Below are 26,180 nucleotides of genomic sequence, written 5' to 3'. Positions count from 1 at the left end.
CTCAAGAACATCACGCAGAGGTCACCTCACCCCACGGCCGACATCGGCAAAACGCATTGTGCATACCGGATCCGACACGCGGGGCATCCGTACGCCCAGCGTCATCAGTTCGGACTAATGCGGCTCGAACGGCAGGGGGAGACGCGGTCAGTGGATGCTGCTGATCCATCGCCGGACGGCCGTGTAGGTGGTCTCGTCGAGACCGGCGAGCGTTTCGATCGCGTGCAGGTCCTCCGGGACGAGGGTGATGCCCGCGGCGGTCAGACAGGCCTGTAGGTCGAGGCGGCGCGAGGGGCTGAGGAATCCCGGCGAAGGCCGGACCGGGGAAGTGGGCCGGGGATACGGGAGCCGGAGCCACGGGTGTTCGCCCGCCTCTTCGTTCGGCAGGCCGCGCATCCCCGGGAACCGGTAGGGGTCGAGCCCCTCGGGCGGCACGCTCACCGGTCTTGCAGCGCCCGCGCGCCGGCGGCGATGACCTCGGCGAGCCGGTTGGCTACCGCCGCGCTGCAGCCTCCGAGCCGTACGAAGCCGCGGCAGCCCACGGGCCCGTCGTTGCAGAGCGAGGGCAGGGTCAGGCCGGCGAGCGCGAGTGCGGCCTGGAGGTTCGTGACGGCCTCCTCGCCGAGCTCGTAGGCGGCGTCCTGGCTCCGCTTGTACCGGAGCCGCTCGGCGTGGGTGGGTTCGTGGGGCATGATCGTGTCCTCTCGCGGGAGACCTCGGGGGAACCTTCGGCGGACGTGCGGGGGTGCGGGGCGTACCCGTAGGGCTGAGACCGTGTGAAGCCCGTGACTTATGGGTTTGGATCTTCGTTCCTGTGGTGCAAGATCACACTCCTTGAGTCCGGGAAGGACCCACGTGTTCACGAAGCCGGCCACGTCCGAGCGTGCTGTACCGGGTAGGTCGGCAGTGCGGGGTCCGGAACGGGTCCGGCGGCCGGCGGTCGCAGCAGCGGGAACGGGCGCTGGCGGTGTCGCGGGGTGGCTTGGCGCGGCGGCCGGGTGAGGGTGATCTGCCGGACGAGTTGCTGGAAGCAGGCCAGTGCTGCGATGGGCGGGAGCGTGGCGGCCGCCTGCGCCGCGAAGGTGCCGGACGCCTGGGCCATGCACAGGAGCGTGGCAAGGGTGGAGAACAGCAGGACGATGGACCAGGAATGAACGGCACGGCGTTGATGTAGGGCGGCCCGGAGGATGGACAGTGAAGCGACCAGCCAAGGTCCGTAGATCAGCAGTGGCCACCAGCTGACGACGTCGCTCGCCGTGCGCGGGCCGGCGCTCAGCCGCAGGGCCTCGCAGATGGCCAGACCGCTGAAGGTGCTCACCACGGCCGCGATGACGGCGACCAGCAGGGCGGTGAAGAAGCTCCCCGTTCTGAGCAGGGTCACCACCGATGTCGCCGACGGCGTCCTGCGGTGCCCGTGGCGGACGGGCGGACGCGGCCGTTCGCCGGTCACCGGGGGCGGATCGGTGAGCAGACCGGTGGGAGCGCCCGGATCGCCGGCCTCGTCGAAGCCGAACGGGTCGAACGTCTTCGCCGGTCTCGGCCGGCTGGCCTCCTGGAGGAGCTGGGCCAGTTCCTCCGCCGGGTCCCACGGGGCGTTCATTTCGCCCGGCCCGAGGAACGGCTGCTGGTGCGCGGTGTGTTGCTCCAGGTCCGGAGCCGGCCAGAACGCGGTGGCGTCCGGCTGCGGGTGGTGCGAGCCGGTCCCGTCGTAGTGCTCAAACACGGGAGGTGTTCCCCGAGTGCTCGTCGGTGGAGATCCCGGACGGCCCCGCGTCCGATGACCGTCGGCCGAATTCGGCCTGGAGCCGGTTCATCGTCTCCAGGAAGTCCTCGAAGATCGAGGACGAGTAGTGGAGATCCACTTTCTGCCCCTCCTGGTGCAGGGACGCGCCCTTTTCGGGGGTCCAGGCCGTGTACGTCCATTCGCCTGCCCTCGCGGCCCAGGTGCCGAGGTCGTCGCCCTCGCCTTGCGCGCGCTGCGGGAACATTGCCGAGTGCTTTGCATTTGTCATAGTCCATAAACGCTCCCGGCGACGGGGAGGGTGTGGTCCATCCAGGTGATGGCGTGCCTGGTAAACGCCATTTGACCCTTGCGTTTAATCATTTCTCGGCCGTACGGAACAGCCGGCGACGGACCGTGGCGGCGGCGACCGCGCGGAACGCACCGGCCGACGGCGCTTACTGCGCCGTAGCGGGGCGCGCGTGCCCGCTCACGCGCCCCGGGCCCGCTCCGTCCGCGGCCGCCGATCTTCCCTCCCCTGGCTGCAATCGGCTGACGCTGCGCAACCCTGCATATGCCGCTGCGTTATGTCGAGGTACGAGAGGGCCCATGACACACGCCCTTGTCACCAGTCACCGGAGAGGACCCGCTGTTGTGCCAGACACCCTCCTGAGAATCGCCCTGATCTGCGCCGTACTGGGCACGGGATGCGCCGCCTGGACTTCATCCGGGGTGGGCCGTATGCACGCGATGGACGTCCGCGAACTACGCCGCCAGCAACGCTTCAAGCACGTCCTGTCCAGCCGGGAACCGGCGTTGAAACCCCAGGCGGAAGGCGCGCCGGCCGCCGCGCAGCCGGCCGGCGTCACCCCGTGCGCGGAATGCGGCGCCGCGCCCGGCGGGCTCTAGGGCCGGTCCGGGCGGCGGCGTCCGGGCGGCGGGTTCAGCCGGCCAGCAGCGTTCCCATCCACTCCTCGATGCCGCTGACCGTGCGCGGCAGGGCGCCCGACATCAGCCGGGCGCCGGTCGCCGTGATGACGAGGTCGTCCTCGATGCGCACCCCGATGCCACGCAGTTCCGCGGGCAGCGTCTCGTCGTCGGGCTGGAGGTAGAGGCCCGGCTCCACGGTGAGGACCTGGCCCTCCTCCAGCACCCCGTCCAGGTAGGTCTGCGCCCGCGCCTTCGCGCAGTCGTGGACGTCGAGTCCGAGCATGTGGCCGCTGCTGCACAGCGTGTAGCGCCGGTGCAGGTCGCCCTCCGCGTCCTTGAGCACGCCCCACTCCGCGAGCCCTTCCGCGATCACCCGCATGCCCGCCCGGTGGAAGTCCCGGAAGCTGGCGCCCGGCCGCAGCGCCGCCATGCCCGCCTCCTGGGCGGCCAGGACCAGTTCGTACACCTGCCGCTGGACGGGGGAGAACCGCCCGGACAGCGGGAGGGTGCGGGTGATGTCCGCCGTGTACAGGGTGTCGGTCTCCACTCCCGCGTCCAGCAGCAGGAGATCGTCGCGGTCCAGCCGGCCGTCGTTGCGGATCCAGTGCAGTACGCAGGCGTGCGCGCCCGAGGCGGCGATGGTGTCGTACCCGGTCCCGTTGCCCTCCGCCCGGGCGCGCAGGCCGAAGACCCCTTCGAGCCAGCGCTCGCCGCGCGGGTGTGCCAGCGCGCGCGGCAGGGCCCGTACGACGTCCTCGAACCCGGCGGTCGTGTGGTCCACCGCCAGTTGCAGCTGCTCCACCTCCCAGGCGTCCTTCACCAGGCGCAACTCGGAGAGCGCGGTGGCGAGTTCATCGTCCGAGGAGGCGTCGCGGCCGGTCGGTGCACCAAGTGAGTCCAGGTGGGCGCAGCGGATGCCCGTCAGCCGTTCCGCCTCGGCCAGGTCGGCGCGGCGGCCGACCCAGAACTCCCCGTACCGGCGGTCCCGGTAGAACTCCTCGTTGCCGTCGGCGCGCGGCGAGCGCGGGCGCAGGTAGAGCACCGCCTCGTGCCCGTGCGGCCCGGCAGGCTCCAGCACCAGGACGTGACCCACCTGGTCCTCGCCGGTCAGGCCGGTCAGCCAGGCGTACGCGCTGTGCGGCCGGAAGCGGTAGTCGCAGTCGTTGGAGCGGACCTTGAGTTCGCCGGCCGGGACGATCAGCCGCTCGCCCGGGAAGAGCGCCGAGAGCCGGGCGCGCCGGGCGGGGGTGACGTCGTACGCCGGAGTCCTGCTCGAACCGGGCAGCGGCGTAGGGGTCCAGCCGCCCGCCATGAAACGGGACAGCTCCGGGGAAACGGGCAGGTCGTGGCTGCCCGTGTGGAGGCGGGCGGAGGCGTCGGTCACGGGGGCTCCCTGAAAGAGAAGCGAACTGGTGGGCGCACAGGGGTTGTCAGTGCAATTTCACATTACTATGTTACAGCTCACACCGCGCCGCGTTAATCCCCGTCAAACGCCGCGTGAAGCAGGGCACTTCCCGCACCTCGCACCTCATGCACCTCGTACCTCGTGCACCTCCGCACGTCCTCGCCCTCCCTTCCCCACAGGAGTCCTTGGTGTCCCAGCACAGAGCTGTGCGTTCGTCCCTCCTCTCCGTCGCCGTCGCCGTCACGCTCCTCGCCTCCGCCGGCCAGGCCGTGACCCATGCGGCAGACGCGGGTGCCCCGGTACCCGCCACCTTCGCCTCCGGTTCCGCGGCCGGCACCGGCGGAGCCCCCGGCGCCATCGCGCCGAACCCGTTCGACGAGGTCGAGCACCGCGCCGACGCCCTGGCCTCGACCACCACCGCCGCACCGGCGCCGGCCCCCGGTGGCCAGGCGATATCCGACGGCAAGGTTCCCGGCGCCGCGCCGGCCGCGGGCACCACCGCCTCCGCGCAGCGGACGGACCCGAGCGGGAAGGCCGCGACCGACCGGAGCACCCCCACCACCCGGGGCCTGGCCGTCAACGTGCCCTGCACCCTCGACGGGATCAAGGGGCTGTCGCCCGAGCAGTTCGCCGACTTCCTCGCGGACCCGGCCGTCCTCGCGGACGGCTGCCTGCGCGGCCTGATCTGGACCTGGGACGCCCGGCTGGCGCCCGTGATGGACGACGCCCACGTCCAGGCCGTCTCCCGCCGGATATCCAGCCTGGCCGCCGCCCACGACGGCCGTAACTCCTCCCACTTGGAGGAGATGTTCACCTTCCTGCACGCCGCCGTGTACCACGACTTCTCGCGCGACGAGATCGACCTCACCGACGCCCCGACCGTCGACGCGATGCGCAAGGCGATCGCCGACTTCGGCAACGCCGCCCACACCTTCGACGCCACGCCCTCCAACGCCCGGACCCTGCGCGAGGCCCTCTACGCGACCGGCCCCGGCCTGCGCCAGTACCAGCTCGGCCTCATCACCAAGGTGCTGGCCACCCTGGACGCCTCGCACCCGGCCACTAACCAGGACGCCTCCTGGGGCGGCGCCGTCCTCGCGGCCCTCACCATCAACTACCTCGGCGTGTACCCGGGCAACGAGGACAGCGCCTTCCACGCGGCGGTGTCCGCCGACCCCGCCTACCGGGCGAACTTCAAGGCCTTCGCCGGGTACACCCACCTCAAGGGCGGCGCCAACGCCTGGGCGGCCCGCGACGCGCTCGGCGAGTACGGCCGCTTCGGCCAGATCGACGGCCTCAAGGACCAGGTCGTCGCCGACCTCGGCGGCCTCCTCGGACCGGTCAAGACCGGCTGGGGAAACGGCAGCGAGCAGTGGGCGAAGATCGTCTCCTGGCTGAACACCTACGAGGCCTGCAAGCCGTACGGGGTGTGCAAGGAGGACATCGAGAAGATGCTCTTCCCCAACACCTACACCTACGACAACGGCGGCATCAAGGTCCGCACCGCCCTCGACCGGGCCACCGTCGACCAGCTCTACTACGCGAGCAAGCAGGTCAAGACGCAGTTCCACCGGGTCCTGGGCACCGACCAGCCGCTCGCCGGCGACCCCAACACCACGCTGAACATCGTGCTGTACGCCTCCCGCGCCGACTACGTCACCTACCAGACGATGCTGAACGGCTACGGCACCAACAACGGCGGCATGTACATCGAGAACGGCGCCACCTTCTACACCTACCAGCGCCGGGTCCCGCAGGACTCCTCCCTCACCCTCGAAGAGCTCTTCCGCCACGAGTACACGCACTACCTCAACGGCCGGTTCGCCGTCCCCGGCTTCTTCGGCGAAGGTCCCTGGTACGAGGGCGACCGCACCACCGCCATGGACGAGGGCACCGCCGAGTTCTTCGACGGCGCCACCCGCGACAACGGGATAGCCGTCCGCAAGTCCCTGGTGAAGGGAGTCATCGCCGACACCGCGGGCGGCGGCCCCCGGATGTCGGTCGAGCAGCTGCTCAACGCCACCTACGACGGCGACGGGTTCCGCTTCTACAACTACGCCGGCACGTTCTTCGAGTTCCTCTGGACCGAGAAGCCCACGCTGCTCCGCGAGATGTACGCCCACCTGCGCGCGAACGACGTCGCCGGATTCGACGCCTGGCGCCACCGGATGGGCGCGGACACCTACCTCCAGCGCGACTACGACAAGTTCCTGGACGTCCAGATCGCCAAGGTCGACCAGCTGTACGTGCCGAACACCACCTTCACCGCCAACGACCAACTGCGCGATGCCGCGCTCGCGAACGTGAAGGCCTCGTTCGCGACGGCCACCTACAACACGCCCGACTGCGTGGAGAACGGGGACCCCGGCAAGCGCCGGTTCACCTGTACCGGCCGGATCACCGCCAACCTGAAGAACTGGCGCAACGACGACCAGAACTTCAAGGACATGTCCGAGACGGTGGACTACTTCATCCTCGACCGGTCGGCCCCGGCCTCCAACAACCTCGCCGACATGAACTGCTCCTTCGGCCCCGTGGAGATCTGGACCAACCACGTCGCGGGGACGTCGAGTTACAGCTGCGAGGGCCCGCTGCGCAGCTGACCGCGGCCCCGGACCGGTCCCCGTTCGGAACGGGGGAGGGGACCGGTCCGGGGGCGACCCCGGCGAGCTCCGGGCGACCCTAGGCACTCGATAAAGAATGTGACATATTACTGCCGTGCCCAAGAGAAGCAGCCTGGACGCCGTCATCATCGGCGCCGGTGTCGTCGGAGCCGCGTGCGCGTACTACGCCACCCGCGCGGGACTGCGCGTGGCCGTCATCGACCGCGGCAGCGTGGCCGGCGGCACGACCGGTGCGGGCGAGGGCAACCTGCTCGTCTCCGACAAGGAAGCCGGGCCCGAGCTCGAACTGGCCCTGCTGTCGGCGGGCCTGTGGCGCGAACTCGCCGCCCTCCTGCCGCGGGAGATGGAGTACGAGGACAAGGGCGGCCTGGTCGTCGCCCCGGACGAGGCTTCGCTCAAGGCGCTGCGGAGCTTCGCGCAAGGCCAGCGCGCCGCGGGCGTCACCGCCGTCGAGGCGGGGGCGGACGACCTGCGCGAGCTGGAGCCGCACCTGGCACCGGGACTCGCGGGCGGCTTCCACTACCCGCAGGACGCCCAGGTCCAGCCCGCCCAGGCGGCGGCCCGGCTGCTGGCGGCGGCGGCCGCGGCGGGGGCCCTGGTCCACCTCGGCGAGGAGGTGACGGCCCTGGTGCTGGAGCGCGGGACGGTACGGGGAGTGCGGACCCGCACCCGGGAACTCCTCGCCCCGGCCGTGGTCAACGCCGCCGGCACCTGGGGCGGCCGGATCGCCGAACTCGCCGGGACCGACCTGCCGGTGCTCCCGCGCCGCGGCTTCGTCCTGGTGACCGAGCCGCTGCCGAGGGTGGTCCGGCACAAGGTCTACGCCGCCGACTACATCGCGGACGTGGCCAGCGGATCCGCCGCCCTCCAGTCCTCGGCGGTGGTCGAGGGCACCCCCTCGGGCCCGGTGCTCATCGGGGCCACCCGGGAGCGGGTCGGCTTCGACCGGGCCCTGTCCGTCGAGGCCCTGCGCCGGCTCGCGTCCCAGGCGGCCGCGCTGTTCCCGGTACTGGCCGACGTACGAGTGCTGCGCACCTACCACGGCTTCCGCCCCTACCTCCCCGACCACCTCCCGGCGATCGGCCCCGACCCCCGGGTGCCCGGTCTGCTGCACGCCTGCGGGCACGAGGGTGCGGGCATCGGCCTGGCCCCGGGCACCGGGGTCCTGATCGCGGCCGCCCTGACCGGCGCGGAACCCCCGCTGCCGTTGGGGGCGTTCCGCCCGGACCGCTTCGGCCCGTCCGGCCGGCCGGACTCCCGGTGACCCGGCCCACGCCGGCCGGCGGCCGCTGCGCGGGGCAGGTCTCCCCGCCCCGCCCTTCTCCCGTTCACCGGAGCTCCGCCCCGGCCCCCGCCCGGGTGCGGCGCCGTTGCGGGGGCGCTGCCCCCGAGCCCCCGCGCCTCAAACGCCGGCGAGGCTGGAACGAGAGGCGCCGTTGCGGGGGCGCTGCTCCCGGGTCCTCGTGGCTCAAACGCCGGCGAGGCTGGAACGAGCGCCTCAAGGTCCCCCAGCTACCGCTGGGAGGTGCCCCCACGGGGCTGGAACGGGGTCGGGTCGACCCACCGCACGCGCACGTGAAGGAGAACGGACGATGAGCCGGACCCCCCGCACCCTCGTCGGCGGAGCCCCCACCGCCACGTACGTGCTCCGCTTCGACGGGCGCGAGCTCACCGCGCAGGCGGGGCAGAGCATCGCCGCCGTGCTGTGGAGCGCGGGGATCCTCGCCTGGCGCACCACGCGCGAAGGCGGCGCGCCGCGCGGGGCGTTCTGTGGGATCGGCAGCTGCTACGACTGCCTCGTCACGGTCAACGGCCGCCCCAACCAGCGCGCCTGCCTCGTCCCCGCCCGCCCCGGGGACTCCGTCACCACCCAGGAAGGGACCGGCCGTGCCGACCTCGCCGTCTGACCGCGCGGAGTACGATCTCGCCGTCGTCGGAGCCGGGCCCGCCGGGCTGGCCGCCGCCGTCACCGCCGCCCGCCTCGGGCTGCGGGTGGCGCTGCTGGACGCGGGGGAGCGCCCCGGCGGCCAGTTCTACCGCCGGCCCGCCCCCGCACTCGGCGCCGAACGCCCCGAGGCCCTGCACCACGGGTGGGGCGCCTTCGCCTCCCGCGAAGCCGCCCTGCGCGCCCACGAGTCGGCCGGGCGGGTGACGTACCTGCCGGCCCACCACGTCTGGGCCGTGGTCCCGGACGGCGGCGGCGCATGGACGCTGCACGCCGTCGCGGGTCCCGAGGAGCGGTCCGTCACCGTTCGGGCCCGTGCCGTGCTGCTGGCCACCGGTGCCTACGAGCGGCAACTGCCCTTCCCCGGCTGGACCCTGCCCGGGGTGGTGGGGGCCGGTGGCGCCCAGGCCATGCTCAAGGGCGGCCTGGTGCTGCCGGGCAAGCGGGTGGTCGTCGCCGGGAGCGGGCCGCTGCTGCTCGCCGTGGCCGGCTCGCTCGCGGCGGCCGGAGCCACCGTCCCGGCCGTCGTCGAGGCCGCCTCGTACACCGCGTACGCAGGGCGGCTGGCCGCCCTGCTGCGCAACCCCGGCAAGCTCGCCGAAGGCGCCACGTACGGCGGCGCGCTGCTGCGCCACGGCGTCCGCCTCCTGACCCGGCACGCGGTCACCGAAGCCCACGGCCGGGGCCGGATCGAGGCCGTCACCGTGACTCGCCTCGACGGCGACTGGCGGCCGCTGCCCGGCACGGAACGCCGGATCCCGTGCGACGCCCTCGCCGTCGGCCACGGCCTCGTGCCCCAGCTGGAACTGGCGACCGCCCTGGGCTGCGCCACCCGGCCCGGCGCGGACGGGACCGTCGCACTGGAACTGGACGCGCGGCAGCGCACCTCCGTCCCCGGCATCTGGTCCGCGGGCGAGACCGGCGGCATCGGCGGCGCCCAACTGGCGCTGATCGAGGGGGAACTGGCCGCCTTCGAGCTGGCCGGCCGGCCCGCGCCCGCCGCCCTGGCGCGCCGCCGCTCGCGGCTGCGCGCCTTCGCCGGGGCGATGGCCGCCGCGCACCGCCCCGGCGAAGGCTGGCCGGGCTGGCTGCGCGAGGACACCGACGTGTGCCGCTGCGAGGAGGTTCCGGTCGGCCGGATCCGCGAGGCCGTCCGGGACCTCGGGGCGCGTGACGCCCGTACCGTCAAACTGCTCACCCGGGCCGGCATGGGCTGGTGCCAGGGCCGGATGTGCGGCCCCGCCGTCACCGCCCTGGCGGGCGGGGCCACGTCCGCCGCGGGTGCGGCCCCCGACCGGCGCCCCCTGTCCTGCCCCGTCCCGCTGGGCCGACTGGCCGAACTTCCGCCGGACACCCGCTGAGCCGATCCGGATCCGGCTGGTCCGGACCCTTGTGGCCACCTCACGACCCTTAGTAAAATGTCACACATCACCTTAGGGAGTTCCACATGACCCACGCGCCCACCCCCGCGCCCACCGAGCCCCGCACCCGCCCCTGGCACGGCATCATGGTCGCCACCGCGCTGCCCCTGCGCGAGGACCTCGGCGTCGACTACGACGCCTACGCCGAGCACGTGGCCTGGCTGATCGACAACGGCTGCGACGGCGTCGTCCCCAACGGCTCCCTCGGCGAGTACCAGACCCTGACCGACGAGGAGCGCGCCCGCGTCGTGCGCACCGCCGTCGAGGCGGCCGGCGACGGCGCCCGCGTCATGCCCGGGGTCGCCGCCTACGGCAGCGCCGAGGCCCGCCGCTGGGCCGACCAGGCCGCCGAGGCCGGGGCCGGGTCCGTCCTGCTGCTGCCCCCGAACGCGTTCCGCGCCGACGAGGACGCCGTCCGCGCCCACTACGCCGAGGTGGCCGGGGCCGGGCTGCCCGTCGTCGCGTACAACAACCCCATCGACACCAAGGTGGACCTGACGCCCGCACTGCTGGCCCGGCTGCACGGGGACGGCAGCATCGTCGCCGTCAAGGAGTTCAGCGGGGACGTCCGCCGGGCCTACGAGATCGCCGAACTCGCCCCGGGCCTGGACCTGTTGATCGGCGCCGACGACGTGCTCCTCGAACTGGCCCTCGCGGGCGCCGTCGGCTGGATCGCCGGCTACCCCAACGCCCTCCCGCGGTCCTGCGCCACCCTGTACCGGGCCGCAGTCGCAGGCGACCTCGCGACCGCGCTGCCGCTCTACAAGTCCCTGCACTCGCTGCTGCGCTGGGACTCCAAGACCGAGTTCGTGCAGGCCATCAAGCTCTCCATGGACCTGGCCGGCCGCCCCGGCGGCGCCACCCGCCCGCCGCGCTTCCCGCTCACCGGCGAGACCGAGGCGGCCGTCCGCGCCGCCACCGAAAAGGCCCTCGCCGAGGGACTCAACTAACACCTGCTGGGGGACCCATGCGCACGCGCCACATCTACCACGCGGTGGACTCGCACACCGAGGGCATGCCGACCCGGGTGATCACCGGGGGAGTCGGGGTGGTCCCCGGCGCCACCATGGCCGACAAGCGGCTCTACTTCATGGAGCACCTGGACCACGTCCGGACCCTGCTCATGTACGAGCCGCGCGGCCACTCCGCGATGAGCGGCGCCGTCCTCCAGCCGCCCACCCGCCCCGACGCCGACTTCGGCGTGCTCTACATCGAGGTGTCGGGCCTGCTGCCCATGTGCGGGCACGGCACCATCGGGGTGGCCACCGTCCTGGTCGAGACCGGCATGGTCCCGGCCGTCGAACCGGTCACCACCGTCCGGCTCGACACCCCGGCCGGGCTGGTGAGCGTGGACGTCCGGGTCGAGGACGGCGCGGCCACCGCCGTCACCCTCACCAACGTCGCCTCCTTCTGCGCCGGACTCGACCTGAAGGCCGAAGTGCCCGGATTCGGCACGGTGACCTACGACCTCGCCTACGGCGGCAACTTCTACGCCTTCGTCGAACTCGACGCCCTCGGGCTGCCCTTCGAGCGGGCCCGCAAGGAGGACCTGCTCAAGGCCGGACTCGCCGTCATGGACGCCGTCAACGCCTCCGGCGACCGGCCCGTCCACCCCGAGGACCCTTCGATCGCCGGGGTCAAGCACGTCTACCTGGCCGCCCCCGGCTCGGACGCCCGCCGCTCCCGGCACGCCATGGCCATCCACCCCGGCTGGTTCGACCGCTCGCCCTGCGGTACGGGGACCAGCGCGCGGATGGCCCAGCTGCACGCCCGGGGACTGCTGCCGCTCGGCGCCGACTTCGTCAACGAGTCCTTCATCGGCACCGAGTTCACCGGCCGGCTCGTGCGGGAGACCACGGTGGGCGGCCTGCCCGCGGTGATCCCCACCGTCACGGGGCGGGCCTGGATCACCGGCACCGCCCAGTACTTCCTCGACCCCGCCGACCCGTTCCCCGGAGGGTTCCTGCTGTGACCGCCGCCCCCGACAACGCCCCCGTCACCGTCCCCACCACCGACTACCACGCGGCCGGCGAACCCTTCCGCATCGTCGACACCGCCGCCGAAGGACTGCCCGCCGTACCCGGGGACACCGTCGCGGAGCGCTGTGCCACCGCCATCGGCCCCGGAGGCTCGGCCACCGCCCCGCGCCGCGGCGCGCTGGACGACGTACGGCGCCTCCTCGTACAGGAACCGCGCGGGCACGCCGGCATGTACGGCGGGTTCGTCGTGCCGCCGGACGACGACGGGGCCCACTTCGGGGTGCTGTTCTGGCACAAGGACGGCTACTCCACCGCCTGCGGCCACGGCACCATGGCCCTCGGCGCCTGGGCCGTGGACTCCGGCCGGGTCCCGGCTCCGGACGACGGCAGCGCGCAGGTCCGCATCGACGTGCCGTCCGGGCGGGTCACCGCCACCGTGCACCGCTCCGGCGGCCGCACCACCGGGGTGACGTTCCGCAACGTCCCGGCCCGGGTCGGCGCCCGCAAGGTGCCGGTCGCGACCAGCCTGGGCCTGGCGGAGGCGGACATCGCGCACGCCGGGGCCTGTTACGCCGCGGTCGCGGCCCGGGACCTCGGGCTGGACGTCTCCACGGCCGCCCTGCCCTCGCTGGTGCGCGCCGGGCAGGAGATCCGGGCGGCGCTGGCGACGCACCCGGGCACCTGGCACCCCGGCGGGCCGCTGCTCTCGGGGGTGTACGGGGTGATCCTGTACGAGGAACTGCCCGACACCCCCTTCGGGCCGCACCAGCGCAACGTGACGGTGTTCGCCGACGGGCAGACCGACCGCTCGCCCTGCGGCTCCGGGACCTCCGCGCGGCTCGCCCTGCTCGCGCAGGACGGGCGGCTGGGGGAGGGGGAGGACCTGCTGCACGAGTCGGTCATCGGCACGGTGTTCACCGGCCGGGTGGTGCCCGGCGGCGCGGACGAGCCGGTCACGGAGGTCACCGGGACGGCCTACCGCACCGGCGAGCACGCCTTCACCGTCGACCCGTACGACCCGCTCGGCGCCGGGTTCCTGCTGTGATCGCGCAGCTCTCCGCCGAGGACGTGGCCGGGCTGCTCAGCCCGGCCGCAGCCGCCGACGCACTGGCCGGGGTGCTGCGCGCGGGGCTCGACCCGGAGGCCTGCCCGCAGCGCAGCGCCGTACCGGTACCCGGCGGGGAGCTGCTGCTGATGCCGGCCGCGGCCGGGGCGTACGCCGGGGTGAAGATCGCGGGGGTCGCGCCGGGCAACGCCGCGCTCGGGCTGCCCCGGATCACCGGCTCGTACCTCCTCCTGGACGGCCCCACCCTGCGCCCGCTGGCCCTGCTCGACGGCGCGGCCCTGACCGCGCTGCGCACCCCGGCGGTGTCGGCGCTGGCCCTGCGCCACCTCGCGCCCCGGGACCGGCCGCTGACGCTGGTCCTCTTCGGGGCGGGCCCGCAGGCGTACGGACACCTCGAAGCCGTGCGCGGGGAGCTGGAGTTGGCCGAGGTCACCGTCGTCGCCCGGACCCCGGACCGGGCCGGGCGGCTCGTCGCGCACGCCCGGGCCCTGGGGCTCGCCGCCCGGACCGGTACGGCCGGGGACGTGTCCGGCGCCGACCTGGTGCTCTGCTGCACCACGGCCCGTACCCCGCTGTTCGACGGGCGGCTCGTCCGTCCCGGTGCGACGGTCGTGGCGGTGGGCTCGCACGAGCCGGACGCCCGGGAGACCGACACCGCGCTGGTGCGCCGGTCGGCCGTGTACGTGGAGTCGCGCGCGGCGGCCCTGCGCGAGGCGGGCGATCTGCTGATCCCGGAGGCGGAGGGCGCGATCCGCGCCGGGCACATCACCGGCACCCTGGCCGACCTCGTCGCCGGCCGCCATCCGGCGCCGGGCCGGGAAAGCGGTCCGCGGCTCTTCAAGAGCGTGGGGATGGCCTGGGAGGATCTGGCCGTGGCGGTCGCCCTGTACCGGACGGCAGGGGCCGGCGAAGCAACGTGACATTGTACGCTGTTCCCCTGCGATGCTCGGAGGAACAGCAATGGGTGACCTGAAGCAGCACAGCCTCATCAAGGCCCAGGAACGGCTCCGTGACCAGGTCGGTCACGCCCTCCGAGCCGCCCTGATCGCGGGTGAACTGCGCCCCGGGAGCGTCTACTCGGCTCCCGGCCTGGCGGCCGAACTCGGCGTGTCGGCCACCCCGGTGCGCGAGGCCATGCTCGACCTCGCCCGCGAGGGGCTGGTCGAGCCCGTCCGCAACAAGGGTTTCCGGATCACCGAGGTCAGCGAGCGGGACCTGGACCAGTACACCGAGCTGCGCACGATGATCGAGGTGCCGACCATCGGCCGGATCACCGAACTCGCGACTCCGGAGCAGCTGGAGGCCCTGCGCCCGATCGCCGAGGAGATCGTCAGCAGCGCCCGCGAGCACAACCTGATCGGCTACCTGGAGGCGGACCGCCGCTTCCACCTCAGCCTGCTGGCGCTCTCGGGGAACGACCGGCTCGTGGAGACGGTGGGCGACCTGCGCAAGCGCTCCCGGCTCTACGGTCTGACGGGCCTGGACGAGGCCGGCAAGCTGGTCTCGTCGGCGGAGGAGCACATCGAGCTGCTCGACCTGATGATCGGCGGCGACGCCGCGGCCGCCGAGGCCTGCATGGTCCGTCACCTGGGGCACGTCCGCTCCCTCTGGGCGCAGGGCCGTGACGAACCGGTCGGCCGGCCGTCCGGTGGTCTGGGATCCGGCGTCTGACAGCTTCAACTCCCTTGTAGCAGGCCAAGTTTGGACACGGCTGGATAACGGCGGCGCCTACCTCTTGTCAGTACAATTTCACATTACTATGTTACCGGTCACATCATAGAGCGCGGCCCTTCACTGGAGTGACCATGACCAAGCGCACCCGACTCGCCCTCGCCACAGCCCTGGTGGCAGCTCTCGCACTCGGTGCCTCGGGCTGCTCCGACCCCAAGAAGGGCTCGGCCGGCGGCTCGGGTGCCGCCAACCCCGCGGCAGGCAACGACGGCAAGACCGTGGGCGGGACCCCGGTCAAGGGAGGGACCCTCACCGTCCTGTCCAACCAGGACTTCTCCCACCTCGACCCCGCACGCAACTGGACGATGCCGGCGATGGACTTCGGCACCCGCCTCCTCTACCGCACACTGGTCACCTTCAAGGCCGAGCCCGGCAAGGCCGGCAGCGAACTGGTCCCCGACCTCGCCACCGACCTCGGCACCCCCTCCAACGGCGGCAAGACCTGGACGTTCACCCTCAAGGAGGGCGTCAAGTACGAGGACGGCACGCCCGTCAAGGCCCAGGACATCAAGTACAACGTCGAGCGCTCCTTCGCCCCCGACCTGACCGGCGGCCCCGACTACGCCGCCCAGTACCTGGCCGGCGCCGAGGGCTACAAGGGCCCGCTGCAAGGGCAGCACCTGGACTCCGTGAAGACCCCCGACGACCGTACGATCGTCTTCGAACTCAAGCGCCCCGTGGCCGAGTTCTCCGCCACGGCCACCCTGCCCACCTTCGCGCCCGTGCCGCAGTCGCAGGAGAAGGGCACGCAGTACGACGCCCGCCCGTTCTCCTCCGGCCCGTACAAGATCGAGTCGTACGACCGCGACAAGAAGCTCGTCCTGGTCCGCAACGAACACTGGGACGCCAAGACCGACGCCGTCCGCAAGGCGTACCCGGACAAGTTCGTCGTCGTCATGGGCCTCAAGGGCGGCCAGATCGACGACCGGATCATCGCCGGCGAGGGCGCCGACGCCTCCGCCGTCCAGTACTCCACCATGCGGCCCGAGAGCGCCCCCAAGGTGCTGCCCAAGCCCGACATCAAGGGCCGCCTGCTCTCCGAGTCCCAGGGCTGTACGGTGATGCTCCAGCTCAACACCTCCCGGCCGCCCTTCAACGACCCCAAGGTCCGCGAGGCCATGCAGTACGCCGTCGACAAGGAATCCGTGATCACCGCGGGCGGCGGACCGGCCCTCAACGAGGTCGCCACCGCCTACCTGCCCCCGGCCCTGTCCGGCGGCAAGCAGCCCGACACCCTGAAGATCGCCCCGTCCGGCGACCCGGCCAAGGCCAAGGAACTCCTCAAGGCCGCGGGCAAGGACAAGCTGAAGGTCTCCCTCGCCGTGTCCACCGGCGACAAGGGCCGCGCCGAGGCCATCCAGCAGGGCCTGGCCCGCGCCGGCGTCGAGGTGGTCATCGACACCGTCGACCCGGGCGCCTACTACGACGTGATCGGCGACCTCTCCACCACGCCCGACATGACCTACAGCGGCTGGTGCCCCGACTACCCCTCCGGCTCCACGTGGATCCCGTTCGTCTTCGACGGACGCACCATCAAGGACAAGGGCAACCAGGGCAACTACAGTCAGTTCCGCGACGAGGCCACCATGAAGCGGATCGACGAGATCAACGCCATGGCCGACCCCAAGCAGGCCGCCCAGGCGTGGATCGACCTCGACGCGGAGATCATGAAGAAGTCGCCGGCGGTGCCGGTCCTGCTGGAGCGCAAGCCCCTGCTCGTCGGCCCCAACATCGCGGGCGCCTACGGCCACCCCGCCTGGACCGGCACCATCGACTACGCCGGCGTCGGCCTCAAGGACCCGGCGAAGAGCCAGGGCTGAGACCGCGAGGCCCTGAACCCATGACCACCACCACCGCACCGGCGCAGGGCGCTCCGGCCAAGGAGGTCCCCCCGGGCAGCAGCCCCTGGCAGCTCGCCCGACGGGAACTCCGCCGCCGCCCCGCCGTCCGCGTCAGCCTCGGCGTCGTCCTCCTCTTCGTCCTGATGGCCGTCACCGCCCCCTGGCTGGGCACCCTCGGCGGCTGGGCCCCGGACGAGTTCGACAAGGCCGCCATCGACCCCTACCTCGGCGGGCAACCGCTCGGCTCCCTCGGCGGGATCAGCCCGGCCCACTGGCTCGGCGTCGAACCCGTCACCGGCCGCGACCTCTTCTCCCGCGTCGTGAACGGCGCCCAGGTCTCCCTCCTGATCGCCTTCGCCGCCACCGCGATCGTGGTGGTCACCGGCACGGCCGCCGGGACCGCCGCCGGCTACTTCGGCGGGCGCACCGACGCGGTGCTCTCCCGCCTGATGGACCTGACCATGTCCTTCCCCTCGCTCATCTTCATGATCGCGGTCCTGTCGGTGGCCAAGGACGTCAACCGCATCGTGCTCATGACGGCCGTGATCGGCCTCTTCGGCTGGCCCGGCGTCGCCCGCGTCGTCCGCGGCCAGACCCTCTCCCTCAAACACCGCGAATACGTCGACGCCGCCCGCGTCGGCGGCTCCGGCGCCTGGCGCATCCTGACCCGCGACATCCTCCCCGGCGTCTCGGGCCCGGTCATCGCCTACACCACCCTGCTGATCCCCGGCATGATCAGCACCGAGGCCGCCCTCAGCTACCTCGGCGTCGGAGTCCGCCCGCCCACCCCGTCCTGGGGCCAGATGATCGCCGAGTCCGTGGCCTATTACGAGACCGACCCCATGTACTTCGTCATCCCGAGCGTCTTCCTCTTCCTGGCCGTGCTCGCCTTCACCCTCCTCGGTGACGCCCTGCGGGACATCCTGGACCCGAGGGGCGGCCGGACGTGATCCTCTACCTGGTCCGCCGGCTGCTCGCCCTCGCCGGCGTCCTGCTCGCCATCGCCGCCGTCACCTTCCTCATCTTCTACGTCCTGCCCTCCGACCCCGCCGCGGCCGCCTGCGGCAAGACCTGCAGCCCCGAACGGCTGGCCGACGTACGGGAGTACCTCGGCCTCGACCTGCCCGTGTGGCGACAGTTCCTCGACTTCCTGAGCGGTATCTTCACCGGCCGCACCCTCGGCAGCGGCCAGTACGCCGTCCAGTGCGACTTCCCCTGCCTCGGGTACTCGTACGAGAACTCCCTCCCCGTCTGGGACCTGCTCATGGACCGGCTGCCGGTCTCCGCGTCCCTCGCCCTCGGCGCCGCGGCGCTGTGGCTGCTGCTCGGCCTCGGCGCCGGGGTCACCGCCGCCCTGCGCAAGGACACCGCCACCGACAAGGTCCTGATGGTCGGCGCCGTCGCCGCCGCCTCGCTGCCCGTCTACTTCACCTCCGTGATGCTGATCTACGGGGTCATCCGGGTCGCCGGGCTGCTGCCCTACCCCTCCTACCACTCCCTCGGCGACGACCCGGTCGGCTGGGCGTCGAACCTGCTGCTGCCCTGGACCGCGCTCGCCCTGCTGTACGCCGCCATGTACGCCCGCCAGAGCCGCGGTTCCATGATCGAGGCGATGGCCGAGCCGTACATCCGTACCGCCCGGGCCAAGGGCATGCCCGAACGCACCGTCGTGGTCAAGCACGGCCTGCGCTCCGGGATGACCCCGATCCTCACCATCTTCGGCATGGACCTCGGCGGGCTCCTCGCGGGCGCGGTCATCACCGAATCCATCTTCGGCCTCCCGGGCATCGGAAGGCTCTTCTACGGGGCGCTCGTCAGCTCCGACCAGCCGGTGGTGCTCGGCGTCACGCTGCTTGCCGCGTTCTTCATCGTCGTCGCCAACCTCGCCGTCGACCTCCTGTACGCCGTCATCGACCCGAGGGTGAGGTACTGATGGCCGCTCTCCTTGAAGTACGCGACCTGCACGTCACGTTCAGCACCCCGCGCGGCACCGTCCGCGCCGTCGACTCGCTCGGGTTCACCGTCGAGGCCGGGCGCACCCTCGGCATCGTCGGGGAATCCGGCTCCGGCAAGTCCGTCACCTCGCTCGCCGTCATGGGCCTGCACCGGGGAGCCGCGATCGGCGGTTCCGTCGCCCTCGACGGACGGGAACTCACCGGCCTGTCCGAGCGGGAACTGTCCCGGCTGCGCGGCCGCAAGATGGCCATGATCTTCCAGGACCCGCTGTCCAGCCTGCACCCCTACTACACCGTCGGCGAGCAGATCGCCGAGCACTTCCGGGTGCACTTCAAAGCCGGCCGCGCCGCCGCCCGCAAGCGGGCCGTCGACATGCTCGGCGAGGTCGGCATCCCCGAACCCGCCCGCCGCGCCGGGGAGTACCCGCACCAGTTCTCCGGGGGCATGCGGCAGCGCGCGATGATCGCGATGGCGCTGGCCTGCGAACCGGACCTGCTGATCGCCGACGAGCCGACCACCGCCCTCGACGTCACCGTGCAGGCCCAGATCCTGGAGCTGATCGCCCGCCTCCAGCAGGACCGCGGACTCGGCGTCGTGCTGATCACCCACGACCTGGGGGTGGTGGCCCGGGTCGCCCACGAGGTGCTGGTCATGTACGGCGGCCGGGCCGCGGAACAGGCGCCCGTCGACCAGCTGTTCGCCGAGCCCGCCCACCCCTACACCCGGGGCCTGCTCGACTCGCTGCCCCGGCTCGACGACGCCGACGACGCGCCCCTGCGGGCCATCCCCGGCTTCCCGCCGTCCCTGCTGACCCCCGCCCCGGGATGCGCCTTCGCACCGCGCTGCCCCAAGGCCGCCGCGCGCTGCACCGGTGAACGCCCGGAGCTCGAACCGTACGGGGAAGGGCCCGCGCGCACCGTCGCCTGCCACTTCGCCGGAGCCGGCGCCCCCGCCGAGGTGACCCGATGACCGCCACACCGCGACCGCTGCTCTCCGTACGCGACCTGACCATGACCTTCCCCGGCCGGCGGTCGGTGACCGGGCGCCGGGGGGCGCCCGTGCGCGCCGTCGACGGGGTCTCCTTCGACCTGGCCGAGGGGGAGACCCTCGGGCTGGTGGGGGAGTCGGGCTGCGGCAAGTCCACGACGGGCCGGATGCTGGTGCGGCTGCTGGAACCGACCGCGGGCAGCGTCGAGTTCGACGGCCGGGACATCAGCCGGCTGTCCCAGGGCGCCCTGCGACCGCTGCGCAAGCACATCCAGATGGTGTTCCAGGACCCGCACTCCTCCCTCAACCCGCGGCAGACGGTGGCCCGGATCATCTGCGACCCGCTGCTGGTCCAGGGCTGGACGGCGGGGGACGCCCGCCGCCGGGCGGCGGAACTGATGGAACTGGTCGGGCTGATCCCCGAGCACATCGACCGCTATCCGCACGAGTTCTCCGGCGGCCAGGCGCAGCGCATCGGCATCGCCCGCTCGCTCGCCACCAGCCCCCGGCTGGTCATCGCCGACGAACCGGTCTCCGCCCTCGACGTCTCCGTACAGGCCCAGATCGTCAACCTGATGGAGCGGCTGCGCGGCGAACTGGGCCTGGCCTACGTGTTCATCGCCCACGACCTGTCGGTGGTCAAGCGGGTCAGCGACCGGGTGGCCGTCATGTACCTGGGCCGCATCGTGGAGAGCGGCGACAAGCACCTGTTGTACGACGACCCCCAGCACCCGTACACCCGGGCCCTGCTGTCGGCCGTCCCGCTGCCCGATCCGGCGGCGGAGCGCCGGCGCGAGCGGATCGTCCTGCTCGGCGACCCGCCGAGCCCGGCCGCGCCGCCGCCCGGCTGCACCTTCCACCCGCGCTGCCCCAAGGCGCAGGAGGTCTGCCGCACCGAACGCCCGCTGCTGCGGATCGCCGCCTCCCGCGAGGTGGCCTGCCACTTCCCGGGGGACTGACGGGGACCCCGGGAGCAGACGGGACCCCGGAGCCGACCCGGTCGGCTGCGGGGTCCCGTACCCGTCACAGGCCCAGTTCGCTCCGGAAGAAGTCCAGTTCCTGGAGCATGACCTTCTCCCGCGTGCCGTTCGGCGTCATGTGCGTGACGCCCGGCAGGGCCAGCAGCCGGTGCGGGCGGCCCGCGTCCGTCAGGGCCCGCGACAGCCGCAGGGTGTGGGACGGGTGGACGTTGTCGTCGGCCAGACCCGTGACGAGCAGCAGGGGCCGGGTCAGCCGGGGTGCGTCGGGGATCAGCGAGTCCCGCTCGTACACCTCGGGGTGCTCCTGGGGGAGACCCAGGTAGCGCTCGGTGTACGCGGTGTCGTAGTGCCGGAAGTCGGTCGGCGCGGCTCCGGCGGCGGCCGCGTGGAAGAGATCGGGGCGGCGCAGTACGGCGAGGGCCGCGAGGTAGCCGCCGTACGACCAGCCGCGCACCCCGACCCGGGTGAGGTCGAGGTCCCGGTGCCGGGCGCCGAGCGCCTGGAGGGCGGCCGCCTGGTCCTCCAGGGTGACGTCCGAGAAGCCCCGGTACATGGCGTGGGTGTGGGCCGGTGAGACGTACGGGGTACCCCGGTTGTCGATGGTGACCACCGCGAAGCCCTGGTCGGCCCACCACTGGCGGTGCTGCCAGCGGCGCGGCTCCGCCGAGACGTCCTGGAAGCCGGGGCCGCCGTAGCCGTCCACCAGCACCGGCAGCCGGGTGCCCGGGACGTGCCCGCGAGGGAGCACCAGGGCGGTGGGGAGGCGGTGCTCGGTGACCCGCTCCAGCACCGGGACCACCCGGTGGGGCAGCGGTTCGGCCAGGTCGGCGGGGCTGAACTCGCGCCCGTCGGCGGTGCGTACGGTCCGGCGTATCCCGTCGGCGTCCGCGCTGGTCAGCAGCAGCGCCCCGGACGCGGCGAGCACGCTGTGCACCCCCGGCCCGTCGGCGAGCGCGGTCAGCTCGCCGGAGTCGGGGTCGAGCAGGAGCACCTGCTGCTCGGCGGGGTCGCGCTGCCCGGCCTCGATCAGCAGCCGGCCCTCGTACGACCCGGCCACCTGGCGGACCTGGATCCCGTCGCCGGTCAGCAGCTTGCCGTCGACGGCGAGGGCGCGCGCGGCGCCGCCCGGGGTGTCGGCGGCGGTGAGCATCCGCCCGTCGGGCAGCCGGGCCGGAGTCCCGGGCAGCGGGTCCACCCACTGGGGGTGCGTGGTGCGGGACAGCTCGCGGGTCGCGCCGGTCGCCGGGTCGGCGGTGAGCAGCAGCACGGTGCGCTGGAGCCGGTCCTGGACGGTCAGCAGGATCTCCCCGGCCGATTCCCACCCGGCGTCCGAGACGTACGGGTAGGTCTGCGCGTCCCAGTCGAGCCGTACCCGCTCGCCGCCCGGCCCGAGCACCCACAGCTGGACGTCCGCGTTGGGTCCGCCCGCCTCCGGGTACGCGAAGTCCTCCACCGGCAGCTCCGGGTGCGCCGGGTCGCCGATCCAGCGCCGTTGCAGGGCGGACTCGTCGACCCGGGCGGCCAGCAGGGTCCGCCCGTCCGGGGACCACCAGTGCCCGCGGTCCCGGTCGAGCTCCTCGGCGGCCGCGAACTCGGCGACGCCCCAGCGCGCCCCGTCGTCCGGGCTGACGCGGCCGCCGGGGACGGTGTGCAGGGCGTCGGCGCTGACGTACGCGACCCGGCTGCCGTCGGCGTTCGGGCGGGGGTCGAGCGCGGGGCCGGCGGCGGGGAGCTCCGCGGGCGGTGCGGCTCCGTCGCAGCTGACCTCGTACAGCCGTCCGTGCAGCGCGAACACGGCCCGGCGGCCGTCGCCGGAGAGGGCGTACGAGCCGATGCCGGCGGCGACGAGCCGGATCCGCTCCCGCAGTCGGCGTTCGGTAGTGGGGAGGGCGCCGGGCGGCAGCTGCCGGGGGTCGGCGAGGCGGGTTTCGGTGCCGGTCGTGGTGTCGAGGACCCAGAGGGCGTCCACCGGGTCGGTGGGTCCCGTCGAGCGCAGGAACCAGAGCAGCCGCCCGTCGTCGCCGAAGCGGAAGGCGCGCGGGGCCCCGTACGTGAACCTGCTGGTGGCGGCGGATAGCCTGAGGAAGTCGTCCATGATCTTAGTCTGGCATGTGAAATATCACACGGTACAGGGGTTTTTCGTTAGGCCATTCGAGTGGTGGGCCCCTGGTGGCAGGTTTAGCGTCGGAGGGGTGGACGGGAACACAGTGCCGACCAGCACGGGGACCGACGGCAAGGTCCGGGAAAGCGGCGGGAACCGGCTCGCCCTGTTCGTCATCGCCAGTTGCCAGCTCATGGTGGTCCTCGACATCACCATCGTGAACATCGCACTGCCGCACATCCAGACCGCGCTGGGGTTCTCCACCGAGAGCCTGTCGTGGGTGGTCAGCGCCTACACCCTCACCTTCGGCGGCCTGTTGCTCCTCGGCGGCCGCACGGGCGACATCCTAGGCCGCAAACGCGTCTTCATCTTCGGCGTGCTGCTCTTCGGCCTGGCCTCCCTGCTCGGCGGACTCGCCCAGAACGAAGGCCAGTTGCTGGGCGCCCGCGCCCTCCAGGGGATCGGCGGCGCCATCGCCTCCCCGACCGCTCTGGCACTGATCACCACGACCTTCCGTGAAGGACCGGCCCGCAACCGGGCCTTCGGCGTGTTCGCCGCCGTCTCGGCGGGTGGCGGCGCGATCGGACTGCTGGCCGGCGGTGTCCTCGTCGAATGGCTCGACTGGCGCTGGGTGTTCTTCGTCAACGTCCCGATCGCGCTGGCCATCGCCCTGACGGCCGTCAGGGTCATCCGGGAGTCCGAGCGCCACCCCGGGCACTTCGACCTCGCGGGCGCGCTGCTGTGCACCACCGGCATGGTCGCCCTCGTCTACGGGTTCATCCGCGCGTCCCAGGAGGGCTGGCGCGACAGCCTGACCCTCGGCTCGTTCGGTCTCGCCGTGGTGCTGCTGACCCTCTTCATCATCAACGAACGGCGCTCGGCGCAGCCGATCACGCCCCTGCACATGTTCGCCGACCGCAACCGGGCCGGGACCTACGGCATCATGCTCTTCCTGGCCTGCGCGATGTTCGGCATGTTCTTCTTCCTGACCCTGTTCGTCCAGAACGTGCTGGGATTCAGCCCGCTGCGGGCCGGCCTCGCGTTCCTGCCGGTCAGCGTGGTCATCGGGATGGGCGCGGGCCTCGCCTCCCAACTGCTGCCGAGGTTCGGGCCCAAACCCTTCATGGTGGGCGGCGCGCTCTGCACGGCGGCCGGACTGGCCTGGCTGACGCAGACCGACGTCGACTCGACGTACCTCGGCAGCATCCTGGGCCCGATGCTCATCTTCGGCATCGGCATGGGCATGCAGTTCGTCTCGCTGACGCTGATGGCCCTGTCCAACGTCCCCGACCGGGAGTCGGGAGCGGCGTCCGGACTGCTCAACACCACGCAGCAGGTGGGCGGGTCGCTCGGCCTGTCGATCCTGGTCACGGTCTTCGGCACCGCCAGCCGCAACGAGGCCCACACCCAGGTCCCGGCCTTCCTCGCCACCGCCGACCCGGGGCAGCGCGCCCTCTTCCTGCGCACCGGCCAGCTCCCCGACCCCTGGGGCGACCAGGTGCTGGCCTCCGGCGTGAGCGCGGCGTTCATCGTGGGGGCCGCGTTCGCCCTGATCGCCGCGGTGATCGCCCTGGTGGTCATCCAGGTCCGCCCCTCGGACCTGGCCCGCCTCCAGGGCAACCACACCCCGACCGCGGCCGTTTAGGCGTCTCGCGCCCGCCGGCGCAGCCGGCAGCGGGCCGGGCCGTCCGCGCGCAGGGTGATGCCGACGCCGACCGGGACCTCCCGGTCCACGGCCTCGAACTCGTACTCCCGGAGCAGCACCGCGAGCGCGACCACCGACTCCAGCATGGAGAAGTGCTGCCCGATGCAGGCGCGCGGGCCGCCTCCGAAGGGGAACCAGGCGTAGCGCGGGCGGTCGGCCTCGGCCCCGGGGGTGAAGCGCTCCGGGTCGAAGCGGTCGGCGTCCGGCCAGTAGGCCGGGTGGCGGTGCGTGACCCACGGCGCGAGGATCACGTTGGCGCCGGCCGGGACGGTGAGTCCGCCGACCCGGCTCGCGGCGACGGCGCGGCGGCCGATCACCGGCGCAGCGGGGTAGAGGCGCATCGCCTCCTTGAGCACCTGGGTGAGGTACGGCAGCCGGTCGAGGTCGGCGGCCTCGGGTGCCCGGTCGCCCAGCACCCGGGAGACCTCCTCGTACGCCCGCTCCTGGTGCTCGGGGTGGCGGCCCAGCAGGTGCAGGGTGAAGGCCAGCGAGGTGGCGGTCGTCTCGTGGCCGGCGAGCAGGAAGATCAGTACCTGGTCGCGCAGTTCGGTGGCGTCGAAGGCGGCGTCGTCGGCGCTCTGCGCGGCGGCGAGCAGCGTCAGCAGGTCGTCCGCCTCCGTGCCGTCTGCGCCGTCCTCGCCTGCCGGTGCGCCCCGCCGCTCGGCGATGATCCGGTCGCAGACCGCGTACAGCTCCTCCATCGCGGCGGCCGCCCGCCGGTTGCCCGGGGTGGGCCAGCTCCGGGGAATGTTGGCGGGGGAGTAGCCGCGCCGCAGCACGTACTCCGTGATGACGGGGAAGGACCGGTCGATGACGTCGACGGCGGCGTCCACATCGGTGCCGAACAGGATCCGGGCCACCGCGCGCAGAGCGAGGTGCATCATCTCGGCGGAGACGTCGACGATCCCGTCGGCGGCCTCCGCCCAGCTGTCGAGCGTCGCCCGGGTCTCGGCCACGACGGCGTCCGCGTAGCCGTCGACGCGGCGGCGGGTGAACAGCGGCTGCACCAGTCGGCGCTGGCGCAGGTACTCCTCGTCCTGGCTGGTCAGCAGGCCGTTGCCGAGGGACTCCCGGATCTCCTGGTAGAAGGGGTTGTCCTTGCGGAAGTTGGCCGATTCCGATGCCAGGACCTGCTGCGCGCCCTCCGCGGAGAAGACGCAGTACAGCTCGGTGCGCAGGCCGGGCGGCCCGGCGCTGACGCGCACGACGTCACCGTGCCGCTGCTGGGCGCGCAGGTAGGTACCGAGCGAATCCGAGGTCAGGTCGAACAGCGACCCCAGCAACGGCGCCCCCGCCAGCACCGGCACCTCCGTACCCGCGCGTGTTCCCGTCGTACCGTCCACTGTCATGGCCGCCCCCTCGACGCCGTCCCGAGCCCCCGATTCTGCCGCTCCCCCCGCCCCCGGTCCGCTCCGGCCTGGCCGGATCCCGCCGTTGGTCCCGGCCGCTACTCGTATCCCACTCGGAGTGGGATAGCTGATGACGACCGCAAGGTCACGCTCGTGCTCGATGTCGCCCAGCGGCTCGCGTGGCTGAGGTCACGACTCACCGTCATCCCCGTCACCGAGGACATCGCTGATCGCGCCGCGAGGCTGTTGGAGGGCGCGGGTCCGGACGGCCACGAGAACGTCGTGGACTCGCTCGTCGTGGCCACCGCCGCCGCTTCGGGCGGCCCGGTGAAGGTGATTTCCACGGACGCCTCCCACATTCCGAAGCTCTGCGCAGCGGCTTCCGTCGGGCGGAGTCCGCCCGTGGAGTGGGTGCGGATCTGAGACGGGGGGCCCGTCTC

At 72.8% G+C, this 26,180-nt stretch carries 24 protein-coding genes; 17 read left to right on the top strand and 7 right to left on the bottom strand.

The window, feature by feature from the left end:
• Nucleotides 1-147 precede the first annotated feature (147 nt).
• The 4 genes from ACZ4M3_RS23835 to ACZ4M3_RS23820 form a co-directional block, all read right to left on the bottom strand.
• Nucleotides 148-441: a hypothetical protein gene (locus ACZ4M3_RS23835; protein ID WP_467735742.1), complete on the bottom strand. Its 294-nt coding sequence runs from the start codon at nt 439-441 to the stop codon at nt 148-150.
• Nucleotides 438-692, bottom strand: coding sequence for a hypothetical protein (locus tag ACZ4M3_RS23830; RefSeq protein ID WP_467735740.1), 255 nt, complete (start codon nt 690-692; stop codon nt 438-440). Before ACZ4M3_RS23830 ends, ACZ4M3_RS23835 begins: the two co-directional genes overlap by 4 nt.
• Before the next feature lie 167 nt (nt 693-859).
• Complete coding sequence (locus tag ACZ4M3_RS23825; RefSeq protein WP_467735738.1) at nt 860-1,723, bottom strand: hypothetical protein; 864 nt, start codon at nt 1,721-1,723, stop codon at nt 860-862.
• Nucleotides 1,716-2,012 (bottom strand): hypothetical protein, encoded by a 297-nt coding sequence (locus ACZ4M3_RS23820; RefSeq protein WP_467735736.1) that lies wholly within the window; start codon nt 2,010-2,012, stop codon nt 1,716-1,718. Before ACZ4M3_RS23820 ends, ACZ4M3_RS23825 begins: the two co-directional genes overlap by 8 nt.
• A gap of 362 nt (nt 2,013-2,374) precedes the next feature.
• Between ACZ4M3_RS23820 and ACZ4M3_RS23815 the strand changes: the two genes are divergently transcribed.
• Entirely contained in the window at nt 2,375-2,629 is a 255-nt protein-coding gene (locus tag ACZ4M3_RS23815; RefSeq protein WP_467735734.1) for a hypothetical protein, read from the top strand.
• Between the two features lie 34 nt (nt 2,630-2,663).
• Here the strand turns inward: ACZ4M3_RS23815 and ACZ4M3_RS23810 are convergent, their stop codons facing one another.
• Nucleotides 2,664-4,034: an aminopeptidase P family protein gene (locus tag ACZ4M3_RS23810; RefSeq protein ID WP_467735732.1), complete on the bottom strand. Its 1,371-nt coding sequence runs from the start codon at nt 4,032-4,034 to the stop codon at nt 2,664-2,666.
• A gap of 209 nt (nt 4,035-4,243) precedes the next feature.
• On the opposite strand from ACZ4M3_RS23810, the gene ACZ4M3_RS23805 reads away from it, so the two are divergent.
• From ACZ4M3_RS23805 to ACZ4M3_RS23740, 14 genes are all read left to right on the top strand, one after another.
• Nucleotides 4,244-6,658 (top strand): collagenase, encoded by a 2,415-nt coding sequence (locus ACZ4M3_RS23805; RefSeq protein WP_467735730.1) that lies wholly within the window; start codon nt 4,244-4,246, stop codon nt 6,656-6,658.
• Nucleotides 6,659-6,773: 115 nt separating this feature from the next.
• Complete coding sequence (locus ACZ4M3_RS23800; RefSeq protein ID WP_467735728.1) at nt 6,774-7,943, top strand: NAD(P)/FAD-dependent oxidoreductase; 1,170 nt, start codon at nt 6,774-6,776, stop codon at nt 7,941-7,943.
• A 328-nt stretch (nt 7,944-8,271) separates the two neighbouring features.
• Nucleotides 8,272-8,586, top strand: a complete 315-nt coding sequence (locus tag ACZ4M3_RS23795) for a (2Fe-2S)-binding protein (protein ID WP_467735726.1) — start codon at nt 8,272-8,274, stop codon at nt 8,584-8,586.
• The gene (locus tag ACZ4M3_RS23790) at nt 8,567-9,985 is read left to right on the top strand and encodes an FAD/NAD(P)-dependent oxidoreductase (RefSeq protein WP_467735724.1); all 1,419 of its coding nucleotides are present in this window, start codon (nt 8,567-8,569) and stop codon (nt 9,983-9,985) included. The genes ACZ4M3_RS23795 and ACZ4M3_RS23790 overlap by 20 nt, the downstream gene beginning before the upstream one ends.
• Before the next feature lie 86 nt (nt 9,986-10,071).
• Entirely contained in the window at nt 10,072-10,995 is a 924-nt protein-coding gene (locus ACZ4M3_RS23785; protein ID WP_467735722.1) for a dihydrodipicolinate synthase family protein, read from the top strand.
• Between the two features lie 17 nt (nt 10,996-11,012).
• Complete coding sequence (locus ACZ4M3_RS23780) at nt 11,013-12,017, top strand: proline racemase family protein (RefSeq protein WP_467735720.1); 1,005 nt, start codon at nt 11,013-11,015, stop codon at nt 12,015-12,017.
• Complete coding sequence (locus ACZ4M3_RS23775; RefSeq protein WP_467735718.1) at nt 12,014-13,069, top strand: proline racemase family protein; 1,056 nt, start codon at nt 12,014-12,016, stop codon at nt 13,067-13,069. The genes ACZ4M3_RS23780 and ACZ4M3_RS23775 overlap by 4 nt, the downstream gene beginning before the upstream one ends.
• On the top strand, nt 13,066-14,010 hold the full coding sequence (locus ACZ4M3_RS23770; protein ID WP_467735716.1) for an ornithine cyclodeaminase family protein: 945 nt from the start codon (nt 13,066-13,068) through the stop codon (nt 14,008-14,010). The genes ACZ4M3_RS23775 and ACZ4M3_RS23770 overlap by 4 nt, the downstream gene beginning before the upstream one ends.
• A gap of 40 nt (nt 14,011-14,050) precedes the next feature.
• Nucleotides 14,051-14,761 carry a GntR family transcriptional regulator gene (locus ACZ4M3_RS23765; protein ID WP_467735714.1) on the top strand — a complete coding sequence of 237 codons (711 nt, stop codon included), beginning with the start codon at nt 14,051-14,053 and terminating at the stop codon, nt 14,759-14,761.
• Between the two features lie 134 nt (nt 14,762-14,895).
• Nucleotides 14,896-16,641 (top strand): ABC transporter substrate-binding protein, encoded by a 1,746-nt coding sequence (locus ACZ4M3_RS23760; RefSeq protein ID WP_467735712.1) that lies wholly within the window; start codon nt 14,896-14,898, stop codon nt 16,639-16,641.
• 20 nt (nt 16,642-16,661) lie between these two features.
• A complete protein-coding gene (locus tag ACZ4M3_RS23755; RefSeq protein ID WP_467735710.1) occupies nt 16,662-17,612 on the top strand; it encodes an ABC transporter permease in 951 nt (316 codons plus the stop codon).
• Nucleotides 17,609-18,595 carry an ABC transporter permease gene (locus ACZ4M3_RS23750; RefSeq protein WP_467735708.1) on the top strand — a complete coding sequence of 329 codons (987 nt, stop codon included), beginning with the start codon at nt 17,609-17,611 and terminating at the stop codon, nt 18,593-18,595. Before ACZ4M3_RS23755 ends, ACZ4M3_RS23750 begins: the two co-directional genes overlap by 4 nt.
• Nucleotides 18,595-19,587 carry an ABC transporter ATP-binding protein gene (locus ACZ4M3_RS23745; RefSeq protein WP_467735706.1) on the top strand — a complete coding sequence of 331 codons (993 nt, stop codon included), beginning with the start codon at nt 18,595-18,597 and terminating at the stop codon, nt 19,585-19,587. The genes ACZ4M3_RS23750 and ACZ4M3_RS23745 overlap by 1 nt, the downstream gene beginning before the upstream one ends.
• Nucleotides 19,584-20,564, top strand: a complete 981-nt coding sequence (locus ACZ4M3_RS23740) for an ABC transporter ATP-binding protein (RefSeq protein ID WP_467735704.1) — start codon at nt 19,584-19,586, stop codon at nt 20,562-20,564. The genes ACZ4M3_RS23745 and ACZ4M3_RS23740 overlap by 4 nt, the downstream gene beginning before the upstream one ends.
• A 64-nt stretch (nt 20,565-20,628) precedes the next feature.
• Here ACZ4M3_RS23740 and ACZ4M3_RS23735 read toward each other — a convergent pair whose 3' ends face one another.
• Complete coding sequence (locus ACZ4M3_RS23735) at nt 20,629-22,680, bottom strand: S9 family peptidase (RefSeq protein WP_467735702.1); 2,052 nt, start codon at nt 22,678-22,680, stop codon at nt 20,629-20,631.
• Nucleotides 22,681-22,777: 97 nt separating this feature from the next.
• Between ACZ4M3_RS23735 and ACZ4M3_RS23730 the strand changes: the two genes are divergently transcribed.
• Nucleotides 22,778-24,331 carry an MFS transporter gene (locus ACZ4M3_RS23730; protein WP_467735700.1) on the top strand — a complete coding sequence of 518 codons (1,554 nt, stop codon included), beginning with the start codon at nt 22,778-22,780 and terminating at the stop codon, nt 24,329-24,331.
• Here the strand turns inward: ACZ4M3_RS23730 and ACZ4M3_RS23725 are convergent.
• Entirely contained in the window at nt 24,328-25,740 is a 1,413-nt protein-coding gene (locus tag ACZ4M3_RS23725; RefSeq protein ID WP_467735698.1) for a cytochrome P450, read from the bottom strand. The genes ACZ4M3_RS23730 and ACZ4M3_RS23725 overlap by 4 nt on opposite strands.
• A 153-nt stretch (nt 25,741-25,893) precedes the next feature.
• Here ACZ4M3_RS23725 and ACZ4M3_RS23720 point away from each other — a divergent pair, with 153 nt between their 5' ends.
• Nucleotides 25,894-26,163: a hypothetical protein gene (locus ACZ4M3_RS23720; protein ID WP_467735696.1), complete on the top strand. Its 270-nt coding sequence runs from the start codon at nt 25,894-25,896 to the stop codon at nt 26,161-26,163.
• The last annotated feature ends 17 nt before the right edge of the window (nt 26,164-26,180 follow it).

It is taken from the genome of Streptomyces sp. NPDC026522 (assembly GCF_055567555.1).
This window is presented reverse-complemented; position numbering and strand designations above follow the sequence as displayed.

What these genes read in the sequence shown, in the direction of transcription:
- ACZ4M3_RS23830 (WP_467735740.1), bottom strand. Translation starts at nt 692, where the DNA reads ATGCCCCACGAACCCACCCACGCCGAGCGGCTCCGGTACAAGCGGAGC.
- ACZ4M3_RS23820 (WP_467735736.1), bottom strand. Translation starts at nt 2,012, where the DNA reads ATGACAAATGCAAAGCACTCGGCAATGTTCCCGCAGCGCGCGCAAGGC.
- ACZ4M3_RS23795 (WP_467735726.1), top strand. Translation starts at nt 8,272, where the DNA reads ATGAGCCGGACCCCCCGCACCCTCGTCGGCGGAGCCCCCACCGCCACG.
- ACZ4M3_RS23785 (WP_467735722.1), top strand. Translation starts at nt 10,072, where the DNA reads ATGACCCACGCGCCCACCCCCGCGCCCACCGAGCCCCGCACCCGCCCC.
- ACZ4M3_RS23780 (WP_467735720.1), top strand. Translation starts at nt 11,013, where the DNA reads ATGCGCACGCGCCACATCTACCACGCGGTGGACTCGCACACCGAGGGC.
- ACZ4M3_RS23765 (WP_467735714.1), top strand. Translation starts at nt 14,051, where the DNA reads ATGGGTGACCTGAAGCAGCACAGCCTCATCAAGGCCCAGGAACGGCTC.
- ACZ4M3_RS23760 (WP_467735712.1), top strand. Translation starts at nt 14,896, where the DNA reads ATGACCAAGCGCACCCGACTCGCCCTCGCCACAGCCCTGGTGGCAGCT.
- ACZ4M3_RS23755 (WP_467735710.1), top strand. Translation starts at nt 16,662, where the DNA reads ATGACCACCACCACCGCACCGGCGCAGGGCGCTCCGGCCAAGGAGGTC.
- ACZ4M3_RS23745 (WP_467735706.1), top strand. Translation starts at nt 18,595, where the DNA reads ATGGCCGCTCTCCTTGAAGTACGCGACCTGCACGTCACGTTCAGCACC.
- ACZ4M3_RS23740 (WP_467735704.1), top strand. Translation starts at nt 19,584, where the DNA reads ATGACCGCCACACCGCGACCGCTGCTCTCCGTACGCGACCTGACCATG.
- ACZ4M3_RS23735 (WP_467735702.1), bottom strand. Translation starts at nt 22,680, where the DNA reads ATGGACGACTTCCTCAGGCTATCCGCCGCCACCAGCAGGTTCACGTAC.
- ACZ4M3_RS23725 (WP_467735698.1), bottom strand. Translation starts at nt 25,740, where the DNA reads ATGACAGTGGACGGTACGACGGGAACACGCGCGGGTACGGAGGTGCCG.